Here is a 23,166-nt window from a genome sequence, read left to right on the forward strand (position 1 = left end):
GTCAAGTGTATCAAGCCTATCCAGAACAGGAGGAAGAACGATGCTGTACAACGGTACGCAATGGCGGGACACATCCGGTCAGCCGATTCATGCCCATGGGGGAGGATTACTCCAATCCGGAGACTATTACTACTGGTTCGGGGAAAACAGGCAGGGACGCAAGCGCGTATCCTGCTACCGCTCGAACAATCTGAGGGACTGGGAGTTCCGCGGTGATGTGCTTACCCTGGATTCCCCTTACCGGCCGATTGATGTTCGGACCGCACCGGAGCTCGTTACGGACGCCGCAACGGGACGGGGCGCCAATATCGAAAGACCGAAGGTCATTTATCATGCCCCTGCCAACCGCTACGTCATGTGGATGCATTGGGAGAACGGCTCCGACTATTCAGCCGCCCGCTGTGCTGTCGCCAGCTGCGATACGGTTGACGGGGAATATACGTATCACGGCAGCTTCAATCCTTGCGGATTCATGTCGCGGGACTGCACCTTGTTCGTCGATGATGACGGGACCGCCTATTTCATTTCGGCCGCGAGAGAAAATGCCGACCTGCACATGTACCGTCTGAGCGACGATTATTTGTCGATTGACGAGCATGTCAGAACCTTGTGGCCGGGCCAGTACCGGGAAGCTCCTGCCGTCATGAAGCGAAACGGCGTCTACTTTATGGTTTCGTCCGGCTGCACCGGCTGGGAGCCGAATCAAGGCAAGTATGCTTATTCGGACAGCTTGACCGGCAACTGGTCACAGCTTTACGACCTGGGTGGACCGACCACATACGATACGCAGCCCACCTTCATCCTTCCGGTTAGCCGAGAAGGGGAAACGCGTTATCTCTATGTCGGCGACCGGTGGGACCCTTCGGACTATCATGGCTCCTCCTACGTCTTCCTGCCGCTCCGGTTTCCGGACGACAAGTCAATGAAGCTTGAATGGACGGATGCGGTGAGCGTGCTTTCGGAGGAAGCCAGCATCGTGCCATCCCGCGAAGGTGGCAGCTTCTCCCGTATCCTGAACCGGTCGCACCGATATTTGGCGGCAGTCTCGGGTGATGATTCGGCAAGTCCAGCCGTCGGCGAATCGCAGGGAGACACGGTTACAGCCGGGAAATTGGCTTATGGCTCTGCCGCACAGCATTGGATTATAGAGGATCTGGAGGATGGAGCTGTCCTGATTAGGAATAAGCATAACGGCAAGTATTTGGATGCTGACGATGTCTCTGAGGCAGAGACGGATTCCGATGCCGACATGTGCCTGACCGTTCGGCTGCGAGAGGCATCCGGCCGCTCCACACAGCAATGGACTCTCGTCGATGACGCCGAACACAGCGGTTGGTGCAGCATCCTGCACCGCGCAACGGGTCTCGCGCTGACCAGTAATCGCGATTACGGCGGCGCCCTGCACCTCAGGCCGTTGGCCAGCCATGAGCTCCGGCGCAGTCAAGGCTTTGCCGTAACGCCTCATTATGGGGTCCGTGTATAGTAATAAGTAATAAGCGCGGGCTTCGCTTCGAGCCCGAAAAACAAAACTAGGCATCCTCCTGCGAGGATGCCTATGGCTATTACAGCTCAACTATCGCCTTGATGACGCCTGTTTCAGGCTTGAGCCAGCTCTCATATGCATCAATCATCCCGTCGAAGGAGGCCCGATGGGTAATAAAAGCATCCGTATCGATCTGACCGCTGCGCATGCTCTCGATCACGTGCTCGAAATCAACGCGGTTGGCGTTGCGGCTGCTCAGGAGCGTCATCTCCTTTTTATGGAATTCCGGGTCGCTGAACGAGATATCGCTTTTGACCAGGCCGACATAGACGAGCCTGCCGCCATGGGACACGTACTGCATCGCTCCCTCCATGGAACGGGCATTCCCCGTCGCATCGAACACCACAGTCGGGAGATCGCCTCCGGTAATCGACTCGATGGCCTTCACCGGATCGTTCTTCACGTTCACGGTATAGTCCGCCGCCACCCAGTCTTTGCAGAAGCTTAGCCGCTCCTCATTCATATCCAGAGCAATCACCTTAGCCCCTGCCAGCTTGGCAAATTTCATAACGCCCAGACCGATCGGACCCGCACCAATGACTAGAGCGAATTCTCCCTTCTCAACGGCTGCCCTGCGTACGGCATGGGCCCCGATGCTGAAGCATTCCACAATCGCAGTCTGATCGAGGCTTAGCCCGTCAACAGCCAGCAGATGGTCGGAAGACACGGTCATGTACTCCCGCATCCCTCCGTCTTGATGGACGCCCAGGACACTCATCGACGTACAGCAATTGGTTTTGCCGTTTCGGCAGGCGATACAAGTGCCGCATTCCATATAGGGGATAATCGTGACCCGATCCCCTTGCTTTAGCCCCTGTGGGTTGTTTCCAATATCGACGATCTCCGCCGCCAGCTCATGACCCAGAATACGGGGATAAACGAAATATGGCTGATTCCCCCTGTACGCATGCAAGTCCGTTCCGCAAATGCCCACACGGCGAATGCGAAGCAAGGCTTCTCCCTTGGCTGCCGAGGGCAGCTCGATTTCCTTCATTGCAAAATGATTCGGCTCTTCACAAACAATCGCTTTCATAAAGAAAAGTACGCCTCCTTTGTAATCCATCGCTTTCTAGCTATAACCTTTGACTGTTACATCTCAGATGAATACGCTTCCATGAAGCTCGCCTTTTAATGCCGAATCCGGCTGGTCCTTTTCATCCTGGGTGCGGCTTATTATTCGCTGCCGAAACGTTGAATGAGGACTCTCGTTGTGATACTTTTATGTTATCGGTAACATTAACATAACAGCTCAAGCTATCTGCGTCAATCGTTTTAGCTCGTTGTCGACATTTTACTACAGCCAGATTCGTGAAAGGAATTTCCGCACCATGGTCACCATTTATGACATTGCCAAAAAAGCAAACGTATCTCCCATGACCGTATCGAGGGTGATAAACCATGCCCCTTCGATCAGCGAAGCAACCCGCCGCAAAGTCGAGGCTATCATTCAAGAGCTCGACTATATTCCCAATAAGCAGGCCCGCAGCCTAACCTCCAAGGAAACAAAGATTGTCTCTCTTGTCATACCGGATATTTCCAACCCCTTCTTCACTACCATTGCGCGCGGCGCGGAGGATAAGGCGCATCAGTTCGGTTATCAGCTGCTGCTTGGGAATACTGACGAGCAGGCGGATAAAGAGTCCCGTTATATAGATATGCTGCTATCCGCGCAGGTGGATGGAGTGCTGATCGCGCCGACAGGCGAGCCTTCCCTTGTCCATCTGCGCAAGCTGGCCAAACGGAAGGTCCCGTTCGTATTCGCAGACAGGCATGTGGATGGCATAGCCGCCGACCTCGTCATGGGCGATAATGCGGAGACGACCCGCAAGCTGGTCGCGCATCTCGTGGAGCAGGGGCATCGCAAAATCGCCCTTATTAACGGGCCCGATACGGCGTCGAACGCCCGCGAGAGGCGCCAGGCGTTTACGGATGCGCTTATTCTGAACGGGCTTCAGTGGGCCCCGGAGGACATCATTGAAACTCATTTCCGGCAGGACAATTTTCCGGATATCGTCCGTTCCTTGATGAGCTTAACTCTGTCCGGGCGTCCTACGGCTATCCTTGCCGCCAATAATTTCATTGGCGTCAATACCCTGCGGGCTCTAAGGGAAATGAATCTCCGGGTACCCGAGGATATCGCGGTAGCCTGTTTCGATGATCCGGAGCCTATTCCCGACTATAACCCGTTTTTGACGGTAGCCGCTCAGCCTGCTTACGACATGGGATTCATCGGTATGCAGATGCTCATTGAACGCATTGAAGGCAAGGCTCCTGCCGCCAAACGCAAGGTGCTCCTGCCCTCGCAGCTCATCATCCGCAAATCAACCCAGCAAGATGTGGAATGAGAAACATCCGGCGGGTGCTATCTGGGGTGCACTGCATCGGAGCATATTGGCATAGTTCAAGCTCTGTAAGCCTCTTAGATTCGTTAAAAAAACAACAGTGCGAAAGCTCGCACCGTTGTTTTTCCATCATATCCGCTCGACCATGACCTCGCCAAAGAGACGCTCGACATCCGCCGAGCTTACATATCCCGCTTTTTCCTGAAGCGCATTGGCTGTACCGACCGCGGTCGCATAAGCGATGCGTTCCTCCACCGGGAGCCCGCGCGCCGTACCGATCGCCATCCCGGCCACGTAAGCGTCGCCGCAGCCGACGGTATTCACCACCTCGATTTTCGGTGCCTTGGCCCGGAATACTTCGCCTTCAATGGAAGAAACGGAGCCCTTCGACCCTAAGGACACAGTAACCGCTGCAATGCCCTTATCGTGTAAAGCAGCCATAGGGGCCTTCAGCGAATGCTCCAGACTAGCTGCATCGCGACTCAGATTAAGCTCCAGCTGCGATCCGAGAAGCTGAAGCACTTCATCCTCGTTAGGCTTTATGAAATAGGGAGACGCCGCAGCACCGTTTTGAAGCGCGGCGCCGCTCGTATCCAGAAAGGCCAGCGCTCCCGCCTTTTTGACCAGGGCGATCAGCTCAGCGTAATAATCGGCCGGAACACCTTGAGGAAGACTGCCGCTGAAGCATACGATTCTGGAACGGGAGGCTAAACTCACTACCGCAGCAGCTAATTGCTCCATCGCTTCCTGAGGAATCACAGGACCGCCTTCCAGCACTTCCGTAGAGGTTCCCTTTTCTTCATCTATCATATTCAGACAAAGCCGCGATTCTCCCTCTATCTGTACGAAATCGTTGGCAATCCCCTGCTTGGCTAATGCCGTGCGAATCCATTCGCCATTATGCCCGCCTACAAACCCGGCGGCCGTCACCGGGTAACCCAGCTGATGAATCACCCGTGCTACATTGATACCTTTGCCTCCCGGCTCTGCAAACATCCGCTGCGCTCTCGAAACCCGTCCCAAAGGAAAGGAGGACATATAATAGGTTTTATCAATCGCGGCGTTCAGCGTGACTGTTGTTATCATCTGCTTCTCTCCTAAGCGCGCCAATCCTGTGCTTTTCCGATGCAGCCTACCATTCTCATTTTTTCAATGGCAGCCGCTTTGACCGCTTTCTTCGCAGGGATCATATATTTGCGCGGATCGTTTTCGTCGGGATTTTGGGCGAATACGCTCTTGATCGCATCCGAGAACACGATCCGGATTTCCGTAGCAATGTTCATTTTGGCCATTCCGAGGGATACGCTGCGTTTCACCTGCTCCTCGGGAATGCCGGAGCCGCCGTGCAGCACCAGCGGAACCGGTACCTTCTGGGCGATGCGATGAATGCGGTCAAAATCGATTTTCGGCTCACCTTTGTAGATCCCGTGTGCCGTACCGATAGCGGGTGCCAAGGTCTGGACACCTGTCAACTCGACAAATCGGACACATTCCTCCGGGTCGGCCATTAAAGCTTCATGCTCGGCTACGACGATATCATCCTCGACGCCACCGACTTTGCCTAATTCCGCCTCGACATTAATGCCCGCAGCCTTCGCAATTTCAACCACACGCAGGGTTTGTCTCACATTCTCTTCAAAAGGATGCATAGAGGCATCAATCATGACCGAGGTGTAGCCCGCACGAATACATTGCACCAGCACATCAAACTCGGTGCAGTGATCCAAATGCAGCGCGATCGGCACGCTGGCCCGATCTGCGGCGGTTCTGGCCGCTGCCGCAATATAATCGGCTCCCAAGTGCTTCACCGTACCGACGGTGGATTGCAATATTAACGGAGATTGCGTCTCCTCTGCCGCTTCAACTACGGCCTGCAGCATTTCCAGGGTATGAACGTTAAAAGCACCAACGGCATAACCGTTCGCTCTCGCTGCTTCCAACAGGGGTGTCGACGATACTAATGGCATAGGGGTTTGACCTCCAATTAAATAATAACGACCTGAGTCAGGTTGCGCGGCTCATCCGGATTCACATTGCGTTTCAAGGCTGTGTAATAGCCCAAATACTGAAGTGTCGGCAAATACAGGACGCTGCGCGCATCATCCGACAGGGTCTCTCCGCCGATTTCAACCACCGCATCGGCAAACGCCGTATCCTCACCCTGCTTCGCCGTAAGCAGAAGGACGAATGCACCGTATGCCTGCATTTCTTGAGCTACCTTGAGCTCGTAAGAGCGAGCTTTTTCCGAAACCATCACACATACCAGAGTTCCCGGCTCGACAACGGATTTTGGACCATGGCGGAACTCCAGCGTTCCGTATGCTTCCGTCCATACGTAGGACATTTCCTTAATTTTCAGGCAGGCTTCCAAAGCGATACCGTAGCTGGTTCCCATGCCGAGATAGATGAATTTATTGAAAGAGTTCTCCTTCAGCAGCGTTTGAACGAAGGAATCTGCTTTGGGGACCAGAGCCGCATCGAGTGCGATCACCTGCTCCATTTCGCGGACCAAATTCTCCTGACCGGATGCTTTGGCAATAGCGGCCTGCATCATAAATGTCATGCTCATGAAGGATTTCGTCATAACCGTGCTTGTTTCTTTCCCTAGCGGGGATACTAGACATTCGGCAAGCTGCGCCATTTTGCTGTTCTCATAGCATGTAATGCCGGCCACCGTAATGTAAGAAAGGTCTTTGACCGAATCCAGGGCAAGAATAACTTCTGTCGATTCGCCAGAGCGGGAAACGCCGATAACCAAATAATTGCGGTGTGCGGGAGCTGTTTGCTCACGGAATAAGAACAATTCGGAAGACGGATAAGCCGTCGAACTTTTGCCAAGCCAGGAACGGCAGGTAGAAGCCATTGATAAAGCTTGGTAGTAGGAAGAACCGGAACCGATAAAAATAATTTCGTCAAACTGTGGGTTCAGCAAATACTTATCGATCCAGTCCTGCTGCTTGCCAAGTTGATCCCATGCTGCTTGTAATGCTTCCGCTTGAGCGCTTATTTCCGGATACGTATATTGACCGAAAGTCGTCATTTTATTACCCCTCTCATCTTAATAATGAAATTTTAAATCATATTTTTGATTTTTTCAATCATTTTATTAAAATTATCTTCATCAGCATAAGAACACCCGGTTTCAGTGCGGGTCGGGTTCTATCGCGGCAAGCAGAAGACATTGGCTAAATTCAGTCCGCTCATGCATAATAAAAAGAACACCAGACCCTTACCAGGAGGCATCTATCTTTTGAGACATCTTCTTCCGTGGCTGCTGGCGCGAGCCTTGCTAATCTGTTTACTATGCGCCGGAGGGTTCGGCTTGGTCGCCGCACTCATCAGCGATCACAGAATCGCGCAATTTGACCAGACGGTCATATCCTACGTTCAGGGGCTGGAATCTCCTGCTTTGACACCGGTCATGCTATCCTTCAGCTTCATTGGAGCAGGAGCCCCGGCAACCGTCCTTACCGTCCTTATCTCCATTTATTTATACGTCGTACTAGGACACCGCAGAGAGCTGGTCTTTTTCCTTACGCTGCTGCTGAGCTCCTGGATGCTGAACGAGCTGCTGAAGCTGCTCTTTCACCGGGCTCGGCCGACAATCCACCGCATAGCGGAAGCGACCGGCTACAGCTTTCCGAGCGGCCATTCCATGGCTGCCTTTACGCTGTACAGTGCGTTGTCCTTCCTCCTATGGAGACATATCCCTACCCCGCGGGGCAGATTCCTGCTGGTACTCGGGAGCGCCGTCATGATCGTTATGATCGGGGTTAGCCGGATTTATTTGGGCGTACATTATCCAAGCGATGTTATCGGCGGTTATTTGGCCAGCGGGTCGCTGCTTGCCTTAAGTATATGGCTGTTTCAACGGATTCAAGAGCGCTCATCAAGACGCTCCATAGATTAAACCACGTTAAAGAGACTTTCAAAAATTAGCCTGCAAGGAGGTACAAATATGGCTTTCGGTATAACAAGAGATGAACTGAACGATTGGAAGAGACGCGTGGCTGAAGGCCAAATTGCCTTTTTGACCCATTATTGGTATGAACCCCGCTTTCCGGAAATCAAGACCGTGACCAAGGTAGGCTGCTCCGATTTGGCGGAATTGAGAAGCTGGTGCATCAAAAACGGGTTGAACCCGGATTATATTCATCATCGTGACGAGTATCCTCATTATGATCTTATCGGCAGCAAGCAAAAAGACATCTTGATTCAGGAGCAGCTCTCGGAGCATATCCGCCGATTCGGTATTTAAGTCGTTTTGATCGCCTGCGATTTTCATCATTCTGTATGACAAAAAAGACAACTCCCGATGCAGCTGCTCATGCAACTGAAAGGAGAGTTGTCTTCTTTATTTTCCCTTAGTCTCTGCTATCGTCAAAGAACAAATACCGGAGACCAATTTTGTTCGGATATAATTTATTTAAGCAGGATATCGACATGGCCATCAGTACGGCCAATCACAAGGGTATCCGCCATTTGAACAAAAAGACCATTCTCAACAACTCCGGGAATCATATTCAATGTATGATTCAGCTTGCTGGCGTCCTGTATGCTCTCAAAATGGCAATCCGCTATATAGTTCCCGTTATCCGTAATAAACGGGGTATTATTTGCCATTCGTAAAGCAGGCTTGCAGCCCAACGAATTAATCTGCTTACAAGTCATTTCCCAGCCGAAAGGCACAATCTCAACCGGTAACGGGAATCGGCCTAAATTCGTCACGAATTTGGTTTCGTCCATCACAATAACGAGCCGCTTGGAGACGGAGGCGACCATTTTCTCACGCAATAAGGCGCCTCCGCCGCCTTTTATCAGCTCAAAATTCGGATTCGCTTCATCAGCGCCGTCAACGGTCAAATCTATTTGATCGACAGAAGACAGATCTACTATAGGAATCCCTAGCTCAATGGCCAGCTTTTCAGTGCTTTTAGAGGTGGGTACCCCTTTAATATCCAGCCCGTGCTTCACCAGCTTGCCTAGCTTTAGAATAGACCAGTACACGGTTGAACCGGTACCAAGCCCTACAAGCATTCCATCTTTGACATATTCAACGGCTTTTTCGCCCGCAAGCTGTTTAGCGTTCATAGGAATCCTCCAAACTCTTAGGTTCTATTTTCAATATACTACGAAGAACCGGGGCTTGAAAAATAAATCCGTTTCATCCTTCCTTCTAACGGACTGCCAAAAAAAGCGGAGCCCTTTTCCTGCTAATGCAGATAAGGACCCCGCTCTATTATTATTGATAATCTTTTGCCTTCTTCACCAGCTCGTCATAGGCGGCCTCCGGCGTTGTTTTACCGAACATAACCTTCTCGCCGATATCCTTGAAATCCTTAGCCGTATAGTTGCTCCAGCCCTTGGCGCCCGGATTAAACGGCTGCGCATCTGGTGATACGCTCTTGATGAGCTCGATCTGCAGCTTGTCTGCGGCCGTCAGCTTAGGGGTCAAATAGTCCAGAATCTTTTTGGATACGGGCACTCCCCTCGTCGTAGTCAATATATCCGCCGCTTCTTTATCGTTAATAAACCAATCGATGAATTTCTTGGACTCTTCCACATACTTGGAATCCGCGCTAATGGACCAGAACATGGAAGGCTTCAGCCAGCCGCTGGACTGAGTCCCTTTAGGCTGTGTCACCAGCGTATAAGTGTCCGGCTTCACGCCGTCATAGCCCGGGAATAACGCGGCAAAGCTGCGCTTCATCAGGACCGTGTCGTTGTTCATCAAATCCAGCTTCGCATCGGATTCCTTGTCCGTGCTTGCGATTTCAGCCGGCGGAACCACGCCTTCTTTTCTCAGCTCCGTATATTTATTGACATAGGACAAGTAGGTTTCCTTGTCTATGTTAAATTTGCCGTCCGCTGTAATCGGATAGCCTTTGCCTTGGCTGATCTGGTAAGCCGAATACATCGTATAGTCCGAGGTATAATCCATCAGCACATACTTGTCTTTATCAAGCTTCGCTTTGGCATCCTTTCCGAATTGAAAATATTGCTCCCATGTCCACCCGTTGGCAGGCGGCTTGATGCCCAGCTTATCGACCGTATTTTTGTTGAACACCATTCCCGTTGCGTTGTTGCCTAATGGAATCGCATACAATTTGTCTTTATATTTGCCGGAGTCTAGCAGCGATTTGTCGACATCCCCGGTTTCAATTCCTTTCGAAAGATCCGCAAGCTGATTTCTTCCTGCATATTCGGCAAGCCAGGCCGGGTCCATTTGAATAATGTCAGGGGCGTTCTTCGCAGCAGCCTGAGTCGCCAATTTATCCGCATAGCCGTCAAATCCGGAAAACTCCGGCTCGAACGTGATATTGGGATGCTTTTTCGTGTAGGCGTCGAGCGCCTTTAATGTTGCGTCATGTCTAGCCTGCGAGCCCCACCAAACTATGCGCAGCTTGATCGGCTTGCTGTCCGTTCCCGCAGGAGCCGCTCCTGTACTGCCGCCCGGTCTGCTGTCCGTTGCCGCTCCGCACCCCGAGACACCTACCGCAATCAGTGCCGCTAATGACATCAAACCCCAGGATTGCATCTGCTTTTTCATATACCATGTCCCCTTCCCGTCTTCAGCAGGTTATATCTCACAAGTATCATTATATAAACGACAGGAAGCCAGAAAAATAAGAGTAATGAACACATTTCTATCACTTTTCATCACAATGGCTTTTTTCCGACCTCGCTCGGATTCATGCCATAATATTTTTTGAAGATGGAGCTGAAATAAGGGACGTTTTTGTAGCCGACCTTCTCGGAAATCTCGTAAATCATCAGCTTTCCTTCTATCAGAAGCGCCCTGGCCTTCTCCATTCTTACCCGGATCACATAGTTGGTGAACGTTTCCCCGGTAGCCTTTTTAAATATTTGATTCAAATAGTTGCGGGATAAATACAGTTGCTTGGACAAGTCCTCCAGATTGATGTCTTCGGCATAGCGGCTGTGAGCATAATGAATCATAAAGTCGACGGCATCCTTATGGCGGGAGTTCTCCGTCCAGCCCCGGCTCGATACGATAATCCGGATTTTGCCCTTCAGCCACTGCTCCAGCTCATCGGCCGTTCCGATTCCCGCTATTTCCTCGGTTACCGGGCTTGCCTCAAACAATTCGTCCAGCACGATGCCCGTGTTGTATAAGGAATACGCGAATATCGTCCACAGCTCCTTGCACAAATACTGCACATAAGCGGGCGTCAGTCCCTGCATGTCCTTCAGCTGGCGGACATAGCCTTCGATAATCCGGTCCGTCGTTTCTTCCTTGGAGTAGACGATTGCCTCCGCCAGCTCCTGATAAAACTTCACCGGCCGGATACCAATCTCCCTGCCGCCGGAATCGCTATCCATGGGCTGCTTCGCAGAGATCGTCTGCCTGAGAAGATCCAGAAATGCCTCTTCGGTAGAATTCGCCATTTCCTTCCAGCTGTGTTTTAATCCCCCAAAGCCTATTCTTACTTCCAGCTTGAGGTATTCCCTGATGCACTGCCTGATTCTTTCTCCGATGCCGTGCAGCTTAAGAAGCGCTTCTTCCGCCGCGGTTTCCGGCATCACATGACATACAATAGCGGCATGGTGGCTGTGCAGCTCGACGAATTCTGCTTCCGGCCATTCCTCAGCGAGCAGCTCCCTAATAATGTTCGCTACCGCGAAGCGGAACAAGCTCCAGTCGGTCAGTGAGACATTGGATATCCTTAGGGTGCTCATCAGCTCGATTCCTATGACAACATGGTTACGGTGAGTCCAATAGGCTTTATCGGACAGCCTCAGGCTCTCATCGGCCAGCTCGCGGTCGAACGTGCCTGTTACGACAGACTTGAGCCATTCCTTCTGCACAAACGGCTCGTACAGCCTCAATCTCCGCCTGATTTCCTCCTGCTCCAGCTTCTTCCATTCCTTGGCTTCCAGCTCCTTAATGACCCTCTCCATCACCGTACGAAGCTCTGCGACCGTGATCGGCTTGGATAGATAGTCGGTAACCTGCAAGCGCAAGGCTTGACGGGCATATTGGAAATCGGAATAGCCGCTCAATATAAGAATTTCTCCGGCGAATTGCTCGTTCCGCAGCTGCTCGATCATCTCCAGGCCGTTCATGACGGGCATATAAATATCCGTGATGACAATATCGGGTTTGGCTGCTCTGATGGCGGCCAAGCCTTCTTCACCGTCCATCGCCTCCCCGACCCATTCCGCATCCAGCTGCTCCCAAGGGATCGCTTTGCGCATCCCTTCGAGCACTTGAAAATCATCATCCACAATGAGAACCTTCCACATCGTATCTCTCCACCTCTTCCTGCCGATTCACCGTTACAGGCAGTATAATGGTTACCCTCGTCCCTTCCTGCTCCCTGTTTTCAAGCTTGACCCCGTACGGGGCTCCCCAGAAGGCGTCTATTCGGTCCTTAACGTTCCTTATTCCGTAGCCGCCTGTTTTTCTTTTCTTCCGGGTATTCCAATCGTCCCGCAGGCCGGCGCCGTTATCCTCTATCCGAAATTCTACATGCTGATCCCTGAGCAATCCATATATAGCAATATGGCCGGATCGTCTTCCGTGAAAGCCGTGAATAATGGCGTTCTCAATAAATGGCTGCAGCGTCATACGGGGAATAAGAAGTGACTTAACCTCCTCATCTACATGGATGGTATAAGATAACCGTTCTCCCCAGCGTACCTTCTGAATTTGCAAATAACAATCGGCATGCAGCAGCTCATCCGTCACGGGAATCATTGTTTCCCCGTTGGACAGTCCGATGCGGAACATCTTGCCCATCAGGGATAAAATCTCGCTTATTTTCTCCTGGCCGGATTCGATGGCGAGCCAGTTCAGCTGATCCAGTGTATTGTATAAGAAGTGCGGATTGATCATGGCCTGCAGCGCATGAATCTCCGCCTCCCGCTGCCGTTTATGCTGCTCCTTCAACGATTCCAGCAGCTCCTCGATCCGCTCCATTTGCCTTCGGTAGCCGTTGAACATATTGCCGAATTCATTGGTATAATCCGTCGGCAAATTCGATATGGACGTGCTCGCAGGCACACCTCCCATAACGGCAAGCAAGTGACGGATCGGCTTCGTGAACTGCCGGGATAAAAATAAAGTAAAGAACGAGGCGATAAAAATAGCCGATAACCCTACCGTAATCAAAACATACGCCAGCCGGACGCTTCCCGTCACGATGCTGCTCCAGGGCGTCGTCTCAACAAGCATCCAATCGGAACGGGTCTTGTTCCAGACGAGCAGCACATCCTCCCTTCCTTCCGCCGCCGGAAGGCGGACACTGCCAGATTTGTTCCTCTCCGCCCGGATCGAAGCGAGCTCCGATTCGCTTAATACCGGATTACCGATGGACGATATCGTCTTGCCTCCCGCATCCAGCAGGATCCGGCTTCGCCCCTCGGTCTCGCCGCGCACGAGCTGCTCAATGGCCGAGGCCTTGATATTAAGCACAAGCAGTCCGTAATATTTGCCGGAGTTGTTGTACACCTTGCGGGCAAAGCCGATAAAATGCTGAGGTCCCGTATTCGTCTGTATCATATGATCGGCAATCCACGTGAAATCATTCTTCTGGATTTCCGGGTACCAGCTTTCTTCCTTGATGCCGCGAAGATCAAGAAACCGGACAGGCGCTTGAGAGTCGGTCAGCTCCGGCGTATCCGTATACAAATATATTGACTGCACCATGGTCGTACTATACGTAATATTGGCAAGCATATTGAGCAGGTCCTTCTTGCGCCGGAGCCTCTCGAAGGAATCCTTCTCCAAAGGATCGAAGCCTATCGTATCGATATTGCGGGACGCGGCCAGGGACATTTGTTCAATGGACCTCAGCTGGATATCGAGCTGCTTGTTCAGCTCTCCCAGCAAATCCTGCTGATAGAACGACGTATTCTCTGCCAGCTCACGTGAGGTGAAACTGTAGCTGATCCAGGTGAAAATAAGCAGCAGCGCGGTAATAAAAACAGCAAAGCTGCTAAAAAACAGACGGTCTATTCGCACTTTCTTAAACAGATTCAGAACGGTCAACTCCCTCATGCGGCATCTGTTTTATTCTATATAGCTCTTTCGGCCAGCCTGATAGAAAACGCTATCATAAAGGAAGCAAAAAAGCTGCCACCATGTGCAGCTTAATTCAATGTATGAAGCTGGGTAGACCTATTTTACCCTTTCACTGCACCGGACGCAATGCCCTCTACAAAGTGCTTTTGGGCCATGAAAAAAAGAACGACCGAAGGAAGGATGGACACGAGAGACATCGCGAGCAGTTGTCCCCAAGGCAGTGCGGACTGGCTGTCAACAAACAGCTTCAGGGCCAGACCTACCGTGTATTTATCCAACGAATTGATGTAAAGCAGCTGACCGAAGAAATCGTCCCAATTCCATAAAAAGCAGTATATCATCACTGTGACGAGAGCGGGCTTGGTCAGCGGCATCACGATGCGCCAATAAATGCCGAACCAGCTGCAGCCGTCCATTTTGGCCGATTCGTCGAGCTCCTTGGGCAATGCGCGGATAAACTGGACCAGCAGGAAAATAAAGAACGGTCCGCCAATCCCCCCAGCTAATGCATGCGGGACATAAAACGGCAAGTACGAATTGACCCATCCCCATGTATTAAACATAATGTACTGGGGAACCAGCGTTACCTGGGTGGGGAGCATCAGCGTGACAAGCAGGACGCTGAACCAGAAGTTTTTTAACGGAAAATCCAGCCTGGCGAAGCCAAAAGCAACCAAGCTGCACGATAGAACGGAGGTAACGAGCACTCCGATAATCAGCTCAAAGGTATTCACATAAAATTGCGTAAACGTGAATTTGGGAATCGCCGTCCAGCCTTCCGTAAAGTTGCTCCACAGCCATTCCTTCGGAAACAGCGAAGGCGAGCTCATCTCAGCATTGGATTTAAAGGCGGCCCCTACCCACCATAAAATGGGGTACACCATGATCAGACTGAATATTACTAGTAGGACATGCGATTGAAGAGAACGACGCAATGTGCTGTTCATTATTTTTTCCCCGCTTCCGTCTCATAAAATACCCAGTATCGGGATGAGGCAAAAATGATGGCTGTAGCTAAGCCGATAATAACAAGCAGGATCCAAGCCAGAGCCGAGGCATACCCCATGTCATATCGCGAAAAGGCACGGTCATATAGGTAAAGCGCATACATATAGGTCGAGTTCACAGGACCGCCTTTCGTAATAATAAAAGCCTGAGTGAACATCTGAAACGATCCGATCGTCTGCAGCACCAGATTAAACAGCAAAACCGGTGACAGCATAGGCAGCGTAATACGGAAAAACTGCCTTATCTTGGAGGCCCCGTCTACCGCGGACGCTTCATATAATTCTGTCGGGACCTGCTTCAAGCCGGCAAGGAAGATGACCATCGACGAACCGAACTGCCATACAACGAGCAGAATTAACGTACCCAATGCCGTACCCGGCGTGCTGATCCAGCTGATTCCTTTGATTCCGAACACGCTTAACAGCTTATTGATGAAGCCGTCGATGCCCCAAATATTTTTCCATAAGACCGCTACGGCTATGCTGCTTCCAATGAGCGACGGCAAATAAATCAACGTGCGGTATATCGAAATCCCTTTAATCTTCTTGTTAAGCAGTATGGCGACCATAAGCGCCGTAAACAGCTTGACCGGTACGGACAGGACAACGAATAGGAGCGTCACCTTAAGCGATTGGCGAAACGTATCGTCATCAGCAAATATACGTTCGTAGTTTCTCGTCCCTACCCATTCCGGGACATCCAGCAGCGTGAATTTGGTGAAAGAGTAATAGACGGATTGCGCCATCGGCCACAGCGTGAGGAGCAGGAAGCCTAGCAGCCAAGGAGAAATGAACAAATATCCGGCTATCGGGGATTCCCATCGGCCCTTGGTCTTGAAGGGTTTACGTCTGTGCGGAAGTTGCCGGCCAGGAGAATGTGTTGTTTGAGTATTCATAGCAGCTCACCCTTTATACATAAAATAACTCCATTTCATACCTCCAAGTATAAAAGAGCTATCCGGCTGCGAAAATGAGAGGAATGAACACTTCTTTTACAAAATCGAACAATATCATTCAGCTTGCTTAAAGCAAACAAAAAAGCTGCCGGTATCTCCCAGCAGCCCCTTTATCATCAATAATATACGCCCAGGATTCGAGCGATATCGGTTTCTACAGTCTTCGTTTACCAACGATGAATTTTTTGTTTCCTTTTTTCTTTACTACCGGCACATGCTTATAGCTGCGAACCATGCCGCCTTTGCACAATGGGCAGGCTGGATGCTCTTCGGTCACGAACTCTTTGCGAATCCAGGCTTTGCACGCCGCGTCTTTACATTTCCAAATTTCAACCTGCTGTAATTCCGTTTCCTGAGTTTGTTCTTCTGTAGTAGTTGTTGTCGTTGGCATTTTGAATCCTTTTCTCCCTGTAATCATTCGATTTATAGCTTATTTATTATTATACAGATAAGGAAGTTTATCAACCCCATACGGGAAATTTAAATGCGATCATTTTGTGTCTGTAGTCCTATCCACAGCGTCTTATTCCGAAACTCTTCCTCTTGTCCCAGTTCTCTTCCAAACCATGCCGGAGGCTGGAACGAATAAGCCGCGCTCTCGTCGGCAAATTCCACCTCCACCACAAGCAGATCGATCTGCTTATACTCGTCGATTTCGTACTTATGTCCCTGATGCTCGACGGTAGTGCGGACCTTTTCCAACGGAACGAGCTGCGTATTGCCCAGAAGCTGCCGGTATATCTCCTCGGATATAGGATATTCGATCTCTTGGCGTACCATGCCATGCCCTGATTTGAACGTATGAGTGAATGTCGACGTTCCGTCGTGATCAACCAGCTGCCTTACCCGTATCTCTTCTTTATCCGAAAAAGCCAGATAAGTCTGGTAAATATGTTGGGTGGATATCAGCTTCAACTCCTTGTTCTGCAGAATGGCTTCAGGAAAAGACTCCAATAAATATTTCTTTTCAATTTCAGTTCCCATGAATCCTACTCCTCTTTTCCTGATTCCGATTGGGACAAGACCGAACCACGTTCCTCATCCTGCCGGGCGTTCCTAGAACACTTTCTTCCTTCGGCCGGGATCTTCTATTCCTATCCGCAGGCTTCGAACGGTCTTGCCCCCATCGGGATCTTCATTATAGTGCACAATAAGATAAAATCTTCCCCATACAAAATATGGGGGATCGCTACGGCTTTGCTTAAAGGAAAACGCCTTGGCCTGCCGCTCCAGCTTATCGGCGGGATCGCCTGCCCGAATTCCAAGGATGGAGTAATGCGGATTGTCCGTTTCTATCGCCGCGGCCTTGTCCCTGTAACGGTCCCCGTCCGGGAATTCAACCCTGATCTGCTTATCCGCATACTGTAAGGCATAGCCGCCGAAGCCTTGCTCCAAGGATGCCGAGCTACCCATCCGCTTCTCCACGTCCGCCCTGGACATAAGCAGCTGAAGGCCGTCCACATCGATTTGCCTATTGATCTTCTCTATGTCGGAAGGTCTTAGCACAAAATACACCGTCAATGCGACAGCAAGGCACGCCGCCAATCCCCCTATCAAGAACGTTAATGGTGCCCGGCTTCCCTTACTCATTTCCATCCTCATTAGCAAAAAAACTGAAGCGCCTGCGTACTCTGTCCTCGCCCATAACCTGCATAATATCATACAGATCGGGTGTTTGAGTCCGATGGGTCATCGCCAGCCTTAAAACCATCGCAACATCCCCAACATGGCCTTTAAAGCATCCCGGCTGCTTCTTGTATGTCTTCGCATCTTGGGCAAAACCGTACTGCTCCGCCACCCGCTTCATTTTGCCGAACCAAGCTTCCCTCTCATCCCCAGGATTATACAAGGCCAGATCGGTATAGCGAATTATGCGGTCGAAGGAGCCGGGAGATTTCAGACGGATGACGAACGGCCGGCCTTTGGACAGCTCCTCTTTTACTTGTTCCGGCGTGAAGCCGCGGTGAACCGCCCATTTGCCGTAATACCCGGTCATTTCGTTACGGGACTGCTGAGTGTTTCGAATGTCCTGCAGGGCAGCTGCATCGCAGAAGCAAGGATAGGCAAGGTCCCTTTCGACAAGGTCCTTGATAAACACCTGATACAACTCAGCCCGGGCGCTCTGTCGATACGGTCCGTACTCTCCCATTTCTTCACCGGAGGCCGTAACTCCTTCATCATAGCGAATTCCGAAATAGTCTAAGGCTTCAATGATTCGTTCGAGACTTCCTTCGACCTCGCGCTTCTTGTCCGTATCTTCTATCCGAAGGTAAAAAACACCTCCGCTCTGGTGCGCCAGCCTCTCGGAGATAAAGGTAGCGTACAAGCCGCCTATCGTCAAGAAGCCGGTAGGGCTCGGCGCGAATCTTGTGACCATAGCCTCCGGCTGCAGCTTCCTTCGGTCATACCGGTCAATAATATCTTGAGGCTTGAGATGCACATGGGGGAATAATAGAGCAGATAGCTGTGATTGCTGCATGCTTCATCTTCCTTTCCTAAAGCTTCTGATAGACGCCAAAAAGCCTTTCATCCACTAAGGACGAAAGGCCAAGCTTCCGTGGTACCACCTATATTGGTTGCAAAGCAACCCGCTTACCAGCGCTCTCATACAGCAGGGCGCTTCTTCTGTAACGGGAAGACCCGCCGGACTTACTCCACGTCTTTCAGTCCGATCCTCCAAGGCTTCTTTCGTCAGCATCGAATACCCAATTTCCACCGGCATGGGCTCTCTGACATTCGAGCGGCTCACTACTCTTCCTCTTCATCGTCGTTTCAATATTCTGAAAATATTAATTCAAATTACCATATTCCTCTGGTGTCGTCAACTCTATGGACTCCTATCTTTACAAATTTATTCCCATAAACTTTTTATATAATATGAGATATACCTATAAATAATTTACATTTGACATTTTGTTATAAATATGTTATGATTAAGTTTTATGTTGATTTTATAACCCTTTTGCCGTATGATACAAAATGATTACGGAAACAGGAGGGATCATCATGCAGGAAAGCACTATGCTCTACATGTTACCATTGTCCGCAGAAGTTATGGGAACAACGGACTGGGTCTATCCCACACTCTTGCGAGATGGAGATTCGGCCATGCTGGTGGATACTGGCTACCCCCGGCAGATGAAGGCGTTACAGGAAGCTTTGGCTCAAGCCGGTATCACTCCCGAAAAGCTGACGGCTATCCTCATTACCCACCAGGATTTGGATCATATCGGCAATTTGCCGGAATTGGTACAAGCATCAGGCCCATCCGTCGAGGTTATAGCTCACGAGCTTGAGAAGCCTTACATTCAAGGTGACCGCAGACTCATCAAAATAACGGATGAAGCCATCGCCCGAATCGACAGCCTGCCAAAGGAAGTGCCGTTGGAATGGCGGCAGGGCTTGAAGGCTATATTAGTAAATCCCCCCAAAGCTAACGTGGGCCGTACGGTTGTGGACGGGGAAAAGCTGCCTTATGGCGGCGGCATCATTGTCATCGGTACGCCGGGTCACACCCCGGGTCATATCAGCCTCTATCATGAGCCAACCCGGACATTGATTGCCGGTGACGCCCTGGTGGTGGCAGAAGGCGAACTATACGGCCCTTCACCCGAACAGACCCACGATATGGAACAAGCCATTCAGTCCTTAGGCAAGCTCAAGGATTACGACATTGAAACCGTAATTTGCTATCATGGCGGGAGATATACGGGAGACGCGAATCGGCGTATCGCCGAGCTGGCAAGCTCTCTATTGACTGCTCTCCCTGACCAACTGTAACCGAGAAAGCCTGACGCTTGCGTTCCTCCCGCCCCCTTATGTTATAATGCGCAGATATCGGTATTGTTGGAGGGCACAAGTATGAAAATATATATTGTTATTGCTATGCGTGAAGAACAAATGGATAATGTCTTCGTCGGAACGGACGAAGAACAGGCTTTAGCTTTGACGACGGCGGATTTCGACGACTGCGACGCCCTGTTCCTGGAGGTATGGGAGGACGGCGGCAAAATTGACGATTACCGGCTGCAATAAGCCTGGTTCTACTTATGAGAAAGAGCCCTGTTGGGCTCTTTCGTTTTGTTGGGAAACCTGGAAATCGGAAAAATCGCTTTGACCCCGGTGGGGTATCCCCCTCCGGCCGCTGTTGTTCTCGGAAAATTTGATTATATATTCGCTTTACGGCGGATATTTTCCGAGAACAAAGGCGGACGCTATCGCTCCTCCAAGGGATACCCCACCTACTACCTTTCGCATTTTTCTGTAGGATAGGTCTTAACAGCCTGTAAGAGCCCAGTTGGGCTCTATTTTTATATAAAATGGTGTCTCAATCCACAGCACGTGAATCCGCTTCGAAGTTCAATCCCCGCGTGCAGGATTCCTTTTACATTCTGCTCGGAGTCGGCAATCCGAGCACCTGAAGCGCATCGCCCAGTGTCTCCTTATACCGTGCAACCAGCCACAGACGGAAATTTCTTACCCCATCCCCCGCTTTAAGGATGGCGCAGGCCGAATAAAAGTGATTAAACAGCGTCGCAAGCTCATGCGCATAGCTGCATATCGTATTCGGGGTCAGCTCCCGGCTCGCCAAGTAGAGCGTTTCCTCCCAACGGGAGAGATGCCGGATCAAAGCATACTCCTGCCTCTCCAGCTCAGGAAATGCTTCTGGCACCGGAAAAGCTATCGCCGGCTCATGTCCAGCCTTGCTCAACAAGCTGACGGCACGGGCATAGGAGTACAGCAAATAGACGCCGGTATTACCGGATATTTCGGTAGCCTGCTGCAAATCGAAGACGACCTCCGTCTGCAGGTTGAACCGCAGCAGATAATATCGGATAGCGGCTGCAGCAATCGCCCTGCTGGACAAGCCCTCCGGTTCCGATCGTTTCTTCTCGATGACTCCTTCCATCAAATCCAGCAAATCGCTGATTTTAATCCCGATGCCTTGGCGTCCTGACATCGCATAGGACGATTTGCCGTCCGAAATGTCGATGTTCAGCTCAGCGGCAGCCTTCGGGCTTAGTGAGACGACGCCGTAGCTGACATGGCGCAATCGGGCAGCTTGCTCCACGAAACCCAATGCTTCGAGTGCCTGCTTCACCATCGCCTGCGGGTACTCCTGCCGATGATCAATCACGTTAACGACCATCGAAGCTTGGCCAAAAGCCTTGGACGTCCCGCTGCTTCCGGTTGTCCACAGCTTCTCTCCGAACGGCTGGTAAACGAAGCTTTGGTCCAACAGGCCAAACTTCCATAGATGATACGCGATATCCTTGGCCGTATAGGTCAGGATGCCATTGGAACGAACAAGCACCTTATCTGCATGGTGCTCCGATTCATCCTCCTCCATCTCCTTCGGCTGCTTCAGCACCCAGCACCCTGCCAGCTTGCCTTCCGTTTCCTTGCAGAACAGCGGCGTCTGTTTCAACAGCTCGAAAGCTGATGACCAGAAACCTTCCTTGACGATGCTGCTTTCCCACACCAGCAGATCGTATTCGATGTCGAACTGCTTCATTTCCTCCACATGCTCTCGGACAATCCGCTCAGCAACCAACAGGCCTATCCAGGCAAGATTCGAATTCCCCTGCTCCAAAGCATGCAGCACCCGAGTACGCTCTTCCAGCAAATGGGAATGCTTCTCAAATTCCTTATGGATTTGGGAATAAACATCCCAACAGAAGTCTCCGAAACGGGCATGCGTTCCACGCATCTCCGTGTGCTGAAGCCCTACGACGGTATCCGCCAGCTGATTGCCAAGGTCGTCGATATAATTGTGGACCTCGACCTCGTATCCTGCTCTACGGAGCAGCTTGACCAGCGCATCCCCGATGCAGGAATTTCTTAAATGTCCGATATGCGCCGATTTGTTCGGATTGATGGACGTATGCTCAATAACGACTTTGCCCGCGCCGCCTTCCGGCAAGTTGAAGCTCTTCCCGGCCCATGCCTGCCAATCCAGGAACAGATTGATGAAGCCGGGAGGCACCGCCTCCATTTTACGGATCAGATGCCCCATAGAGCCGTCCTGCTCCAGCTTCTTCACCAGCAGACCGGCGATCTCCATCGGCGATTTGCGGAGCACCTTGGCAAGCTGCATCGCAATGTTCGTCGAATAGTCGCCATGCTCCAGCTGGGCGGGCTGCTCGAGCGTAACCTTTACTGAATCCTTCCAGATTTCTCCCAGCTCGGAGAACAATCCCTGTAACGCTCTTGTCAAATGATGTTCCATGAATGAACTTAGCATTGCTCGTTACCCTCCTTGATCTTGGTTTGTTATTTGAGTACAAAAAAAGCCCCCGTCTCCGATAAGAGACGAGGACTTGGCGCTCGCGGTACCACTCTTGTTGTCAAGCCTAAAAGACTTAACCACCTTCTAAGATAACGGTCTTCAGCCGTGCCTTCCTACTTAAGGTTCAAAAGGCCATCTCACGGGTCCGCTTCATTAATGATTTCGTACCGGCTTACACTCTCCCGGCTCGCTGCGACTGAAATCGATTAACTACTGTCCCGATCATAGATCATCGAATTTGAATTTTTTATTATTATACTCTAATTTTTAACAATTGCAAGAGAGACATACCGGATTTACGATTTACCGGCACAAGGGCGCGCCGTGACGCCCCTCTTCTGTTACTCCCCTGGCAAGCCGGTATTCGGATGGCGAGATTCCCGTCTTCTTATGAAACACGGCGGCAAAATACGCCGCATTCGAGAAGCCGGACTGCAAAGCAACGTCGGTAATCAGCAGCTGTGAATCGGCTAACAGCTGTTTCGATGCTTCGAGCCGAAGCTGTTGAATATATTCACCGGGAGTCAGCCCCCGGATTCGTTTGAATGTCCGGTGGAGATGGTACGGGCTTCCATGAAGCAGGTCCGCAAGCTTTCCAAGCGAAAGCGGCTCACGAAAACGCTTCTCGATCGTTTCGCTGATTTGCTGTACCCACTCCTCATCCGGCAGACGTTTCCCGTCCGGTCTGCACCTCTTGCAAGGCCGATAGCGTTCCGCCAAAGCCTGCTCCGCATTTTTGAACAGTTTCACATGCTCCCTGTTCGGATTTCTCGATTTGCACGAGGGCCTGCAAAAAATGCCCGTCGTCGACACTCCATAGTAAAATTTCCCATCATAGGATGCATCATTGCTTATAATTGCCTGCCAAAGCTCATCGTTCACGGACACCCACCTCCAATCCCAGTATACCCTTGTTGCATCCAAAGCGTAACGGGTGCAGAATAGAATAGCAAGATTGCAAAAGCCGAAAGCCGTTTTCTA

Annotated in this window: 22 protein-coding genes and 2 other annotated features; of the genes, 6 read left to right on the forward strand and 16 right to left on the reverse strand. The window is 51.0% G+C overall.

The genetic code is table 11. The annotated features are described in order from the left end of the window. Positions 1 to 40 precede the first annotated feature (40 nt). On the forward strand, positions 41 to 1,483 hold the full coding sequence (locus ABEA66_RS19140) for a family 43 glycosylhydrolase (RefSeq protein ID WP_345589877.1): 1,443 nt from the start codon (positions 41 to 43) through the stop codon (positions 1,481 to 1,483). Between the two features lie 79 nt (positions 1,484 to 1,562). Here the strand turns inward: ABEA66_RS19140 and ABEA66_RS19145 are convergent, their stop codons facing one another. Next, entirely contained in the window at positions 1,563 to 2,576 is a 1,014-nt protein-coding gene (locus tag ABEA66_RS19145) for a zinc-binding alcohol dehydrogenase family protein (protein WP_345589879.1), read from the reverse strand. Positions 2,577 to 2,871: 295 nt separating this feature from the next. On the opposite strand from ABEA66_RS19145, the gene ABEA66_RS19150 reads away from it, so the two are divergent. Beyond that, positions 2,872 to 3,888, forward strand: a complete 1,017-nt coding sequence (locus ABEA66_RS19150; RefSeq protein WP_345589881.1) for a LacI family DNA-binding transcriptional regulator — start codon at positions 2,872 to 2,874, stop codon at positions 3,886 to 3,888. A 126-nt stretch (positions 3,889 to 4,014) separates the two neighbouring features. On the opposite strand, the gene ABEA66_RS19155 is transcribed toward ABEA66_RS19150, so the two are convergent. The 3 genes from ABEA66_RS19155 to ABEA66_RS19165 are packed head-to-tail and all read right to left on the reverse strand — an operon-like array spanning position 4,015 to position 6,925. Then, positions 4,015 to 4,971: a 1-phosphofructokinase family hexose kinase gene (locus ABEA66_RS19155; protein ID WP_345589883.1), complete on the reverse strand. Its 957-nt coding sequence runs from the start codon at positions 4,969 to 4,971 to the stop codon at positions 4,015 to 4,017. Positions 4,972 to 4,982: 11 nt separating this feature from the next. Then, positions 4,983 to 5,852: a class II fructose-1,6-bisphosphate aldolase gene (fba, locus tag ABEA66_RS19160; RefSeq protein ID WP_345589885.1), complete on the reverse strand. Its 870-nt coding sequence runs from the start codon at positions 5,850 to 5,852 to the stop codon at positions 4,983 to 4,985. A gap of 17 nt (positions 5,853 to 5,869) precedes the next feature. Further along, positions 5,870 to 6,925 (reverse strand): SIS domain-containing protein, encoded by a 1,056-nt coding sequence (locus ABEA66_RS19165; protein ID WP_345589887.1) that lies wholly within the window; start codon positions 6,923 to 6,925, stop codon positions 5,870 to 5,872. Positions 6,926 to 7,135: 210 nt separating this feature from the next. On the opposite strand from ABEA66_RS19165, the gene ABEA66_RS19170 reads away from it, so the two are divergent. Beyond that, a complete protein-coding gene (locus ABEA66_RS19170) occupies positions 7,136 to 7,795 on the forward strand; it encodes a phosphatase PAP2 family protein (RefSeq protein WP_345589889.1) in 660 nt (219 codons plus the stop codon). Positions 7,796 to 7,843: 48 nt separating this feature from the next. Then, positions 7,844 to 8,143: a hypothetical protein gene (locus ABEA66_RS19175; protein ID WP_079909795.1), complete on the forward strand. Its 300-nt coding sequence runs from the start codon at positions 7,844 to 7,846 to the stop codon at positions 8,141 to 8,143. A 164-nt stretch (positions 8,144 to 8,307) separates the two neighbouring features. On the opposite strand, the gene rpiA is transcribed toward ABEA66_RS19175, so the two are convergent. From rpiA to ABEA66_RS19225, 10 genes are all read right to left on the reverse strand, one after another. Next, on the reverse strand, positions 8,308 to 8,976 hold the full coding sequence (gene rpiA / locus ABEA66_RS19180) for a ribose-5-phosphate isomerase RpiA (protein ID WP_345589892.1): 669 nt from the start codon (positions 8,974 to 8,976) through the stop codon (positions 8,308 to 8,310). 151 nt (positions 8,977 to 9,127) lie between these two features. Beyond that, the gene (locus ABEA66_RS19185; protein WP_345589894.1) at positions 9,128 to 10,435 is read right to left on the reverse strand and encodes an ABC transporter substrate-binding protein; all 1,308 of its coding nucleotides are present in this window, start codon (positions 10,433 to 10,435) and stop codon (positions 9,128 to 9,130) included. 110 nt (positions 10,436 to 10,545) lie between these two features. Further along, positions 10,546 to 12,153, reverse strand: coding sequence for a response regulator transcription factor (locus tag ABEA66_RS19190; RefSeq protein ID WP_345589896.1), 1,608 nt, complete (start codon positions 12,151 to 12,153; stop codon positions 10,546 to 10,548). Further along, the gene (locus ABEA66_RS19195) at positions 12,128 to 13,909 is read right to left on the reverse strand and encodes a cache domain-containing sensor histidine kinase (protein WP_345589898.1); all 1,782 of its coding nucleotides are present in this window, start codon (positions 13,907 to 13,909) and stop codon (positions 12,128 to 12,130) included. Before ABEA66_RS19195 ends, ABEA66_RS19190 begins: the two co-directional genes overlap by 26 nt. A gap of 125 nt (positions 13,910 to 14,034) precedes the next feature. Then, positions 14,035 to 14,880, reverse strand: coding sequence for a carbohydrate ABC transporter permease (locus ABEA66_RS19200; protein ID WP_079909791.1), 846 nt, complete (start codon positions 14,878 to 14,880; stop codon positions 14,035 to 14,037). Beyond that, positions 14,880 to 15,836, reverse strand: coding sequence for a carbohydrate ABC transporter permease (locus tag ABEA66_RS19205; protein ID WP_079909790.1), 957 nt, complete (start codon positions 15,834 to 15,836; stop codon positions 14,880 to 14,882). Before ABEA66_RS19205 ends, ABEA66_RS19200 begins: the two co-directional genes overlap by 1 nt. 214 nt (positions 15,837 to 16,050) lie before the next feature. Further along, a complete protein-coding gene (locus tag ABEA66_RS19210; protein WP_079909789.1) occupies positions 16,051 to 16,287 on the reverse strand; it encodes a cold-inducible protein YdjO-related protein in 237 nt (78 codons plus the stop codon). A gap of 89 nt (positions 16,288 to 16,376) precedes the next feature. Next, positions 16,377 to 16,880, reverse strand: coding sequence for a CYTH domain-containing protein (locus ABEA66_RS19215; RefSeq protein ID WP_079909788.1), 504 nt, complete (start codon positions 16,878 to 16,880; stop codon positions 16,377 to 16,379). A gap of 72 nt (positions 16,881 to 16,952) precedes the next feature. Continuing rightward, entirely contained in the window at positions 16,953 to 17,486 is a 534-nt protein-coding gene (locus ABEA66_RS19220) for a hypothetical protein (protein ID WP_345589900.1), read from the reverse strand. After that, positions 17,479 to 18,375 carry a glutamate--tRNA ligase family protein gene (locus ABEA66_RS19225; RefSeq protein WP_345589901.1) on the reverse strand — a complete coding sequence of 299 codons (897 nt, stop codon included), beginning with the start codon at positions 18,373 to 18,375 and terminating at the stop codon, positions 17,479 to 17,481. The genes ABEA66_RS19220 and ABEA66_RS19225 overlap by 8 nt, the downstream gene beginning before the upstream one ends. 53 nt (positions 18,376 to 18,428) lie before the next feature. Beyond that, positions 18,429 to 18,670 (reverse strand) — a binding site (T-box leader). A gap of 232 nt (positions 18,671 to 18,902) precedes the next feature. On the opposite strand from ABEA66_RS19225, the gene ABEA66_RS19230 reads away from it, so the two are divergent. Together ABEA66_RS19230 and ABEA66_RS19235 are read left to right on the forward strand one after the other, a co-directional pair. Next, positions 18,903 to 19,676: an MBL fold metallo-hydrolase gene (locus ABEA66_RS19230; RefSeq protein ID WP_345589903.1), complete on the forward strand. Its 774-nt coding sequence runs from the start codon at positions 18,903 to 18,905 to the stop codon at positions 19,674 to 19,676. Positions 19,677 to 19,757: 81 nt separating this feature from the next. Continuing rightward, complete coding sequence (locus ABEA66_RS19235) at positions 19,758 to 19,931, forward strand: hypothetical protein (RefSeq protein ID WP_179135946.1); 174 nt, start codon at positions 19,758 to 19,760, stop codon at positions 19,929 to 19,931. Between the two features lie 349 nt (positions 19,932 to 20,280). Here ABEA66_RS19235 and ABEA66_RS19240 read toward each other — a convergent pair whose 3' ends face one another. Both ABEA66_RS19240 and ABEA66_RS19245 read right to left on the reverse strand, forming a co-directional pair. Continuing rightward, positions 20,281 to 22,140, reverse strand: a complete 1,860-nt coding sequence (locus tag ABEA66_RS19240) for an arginine--tRNA ligase (protein WP_345589906.1) — start codon at positions 22,138 to 22,140, stop codon at positions 20,281 to 20,283. Between the two features lie 61 nt (positions 22,141 to 22,201). Beyond that, positions 22,202 to 22,420: a binding site (T-box leader), on the reverse strand. Positions 22,421 to 22,488: 68 nt separating this feature from the next. Further along, positions 22,489 to 23,067, reverse strand: coding sequence for a bifunctional transcriptional activator/DNA repair enzyme AdaA (locus ABEA66_RS19245; RefSeq protein ID WP_345589908.1), 579 nt, complete (start codon positions 23,065 to 23,067; stop codon positions 22,489 to 22,491). Positions 23,068 to 23,166 lie beyond the last annotated feature (99 nt).

The sequence above is a fragment of the Paenibacillus vulneris genome (assembly GCF_039543185.1).
GTDB classification, from domain to species: domain Bacteria; phylum Bacillota; class Bacilli; order Paenibacillales; family NBRC-103111; genus Paenibacillus_S; species Paenibacillus_S vulneris.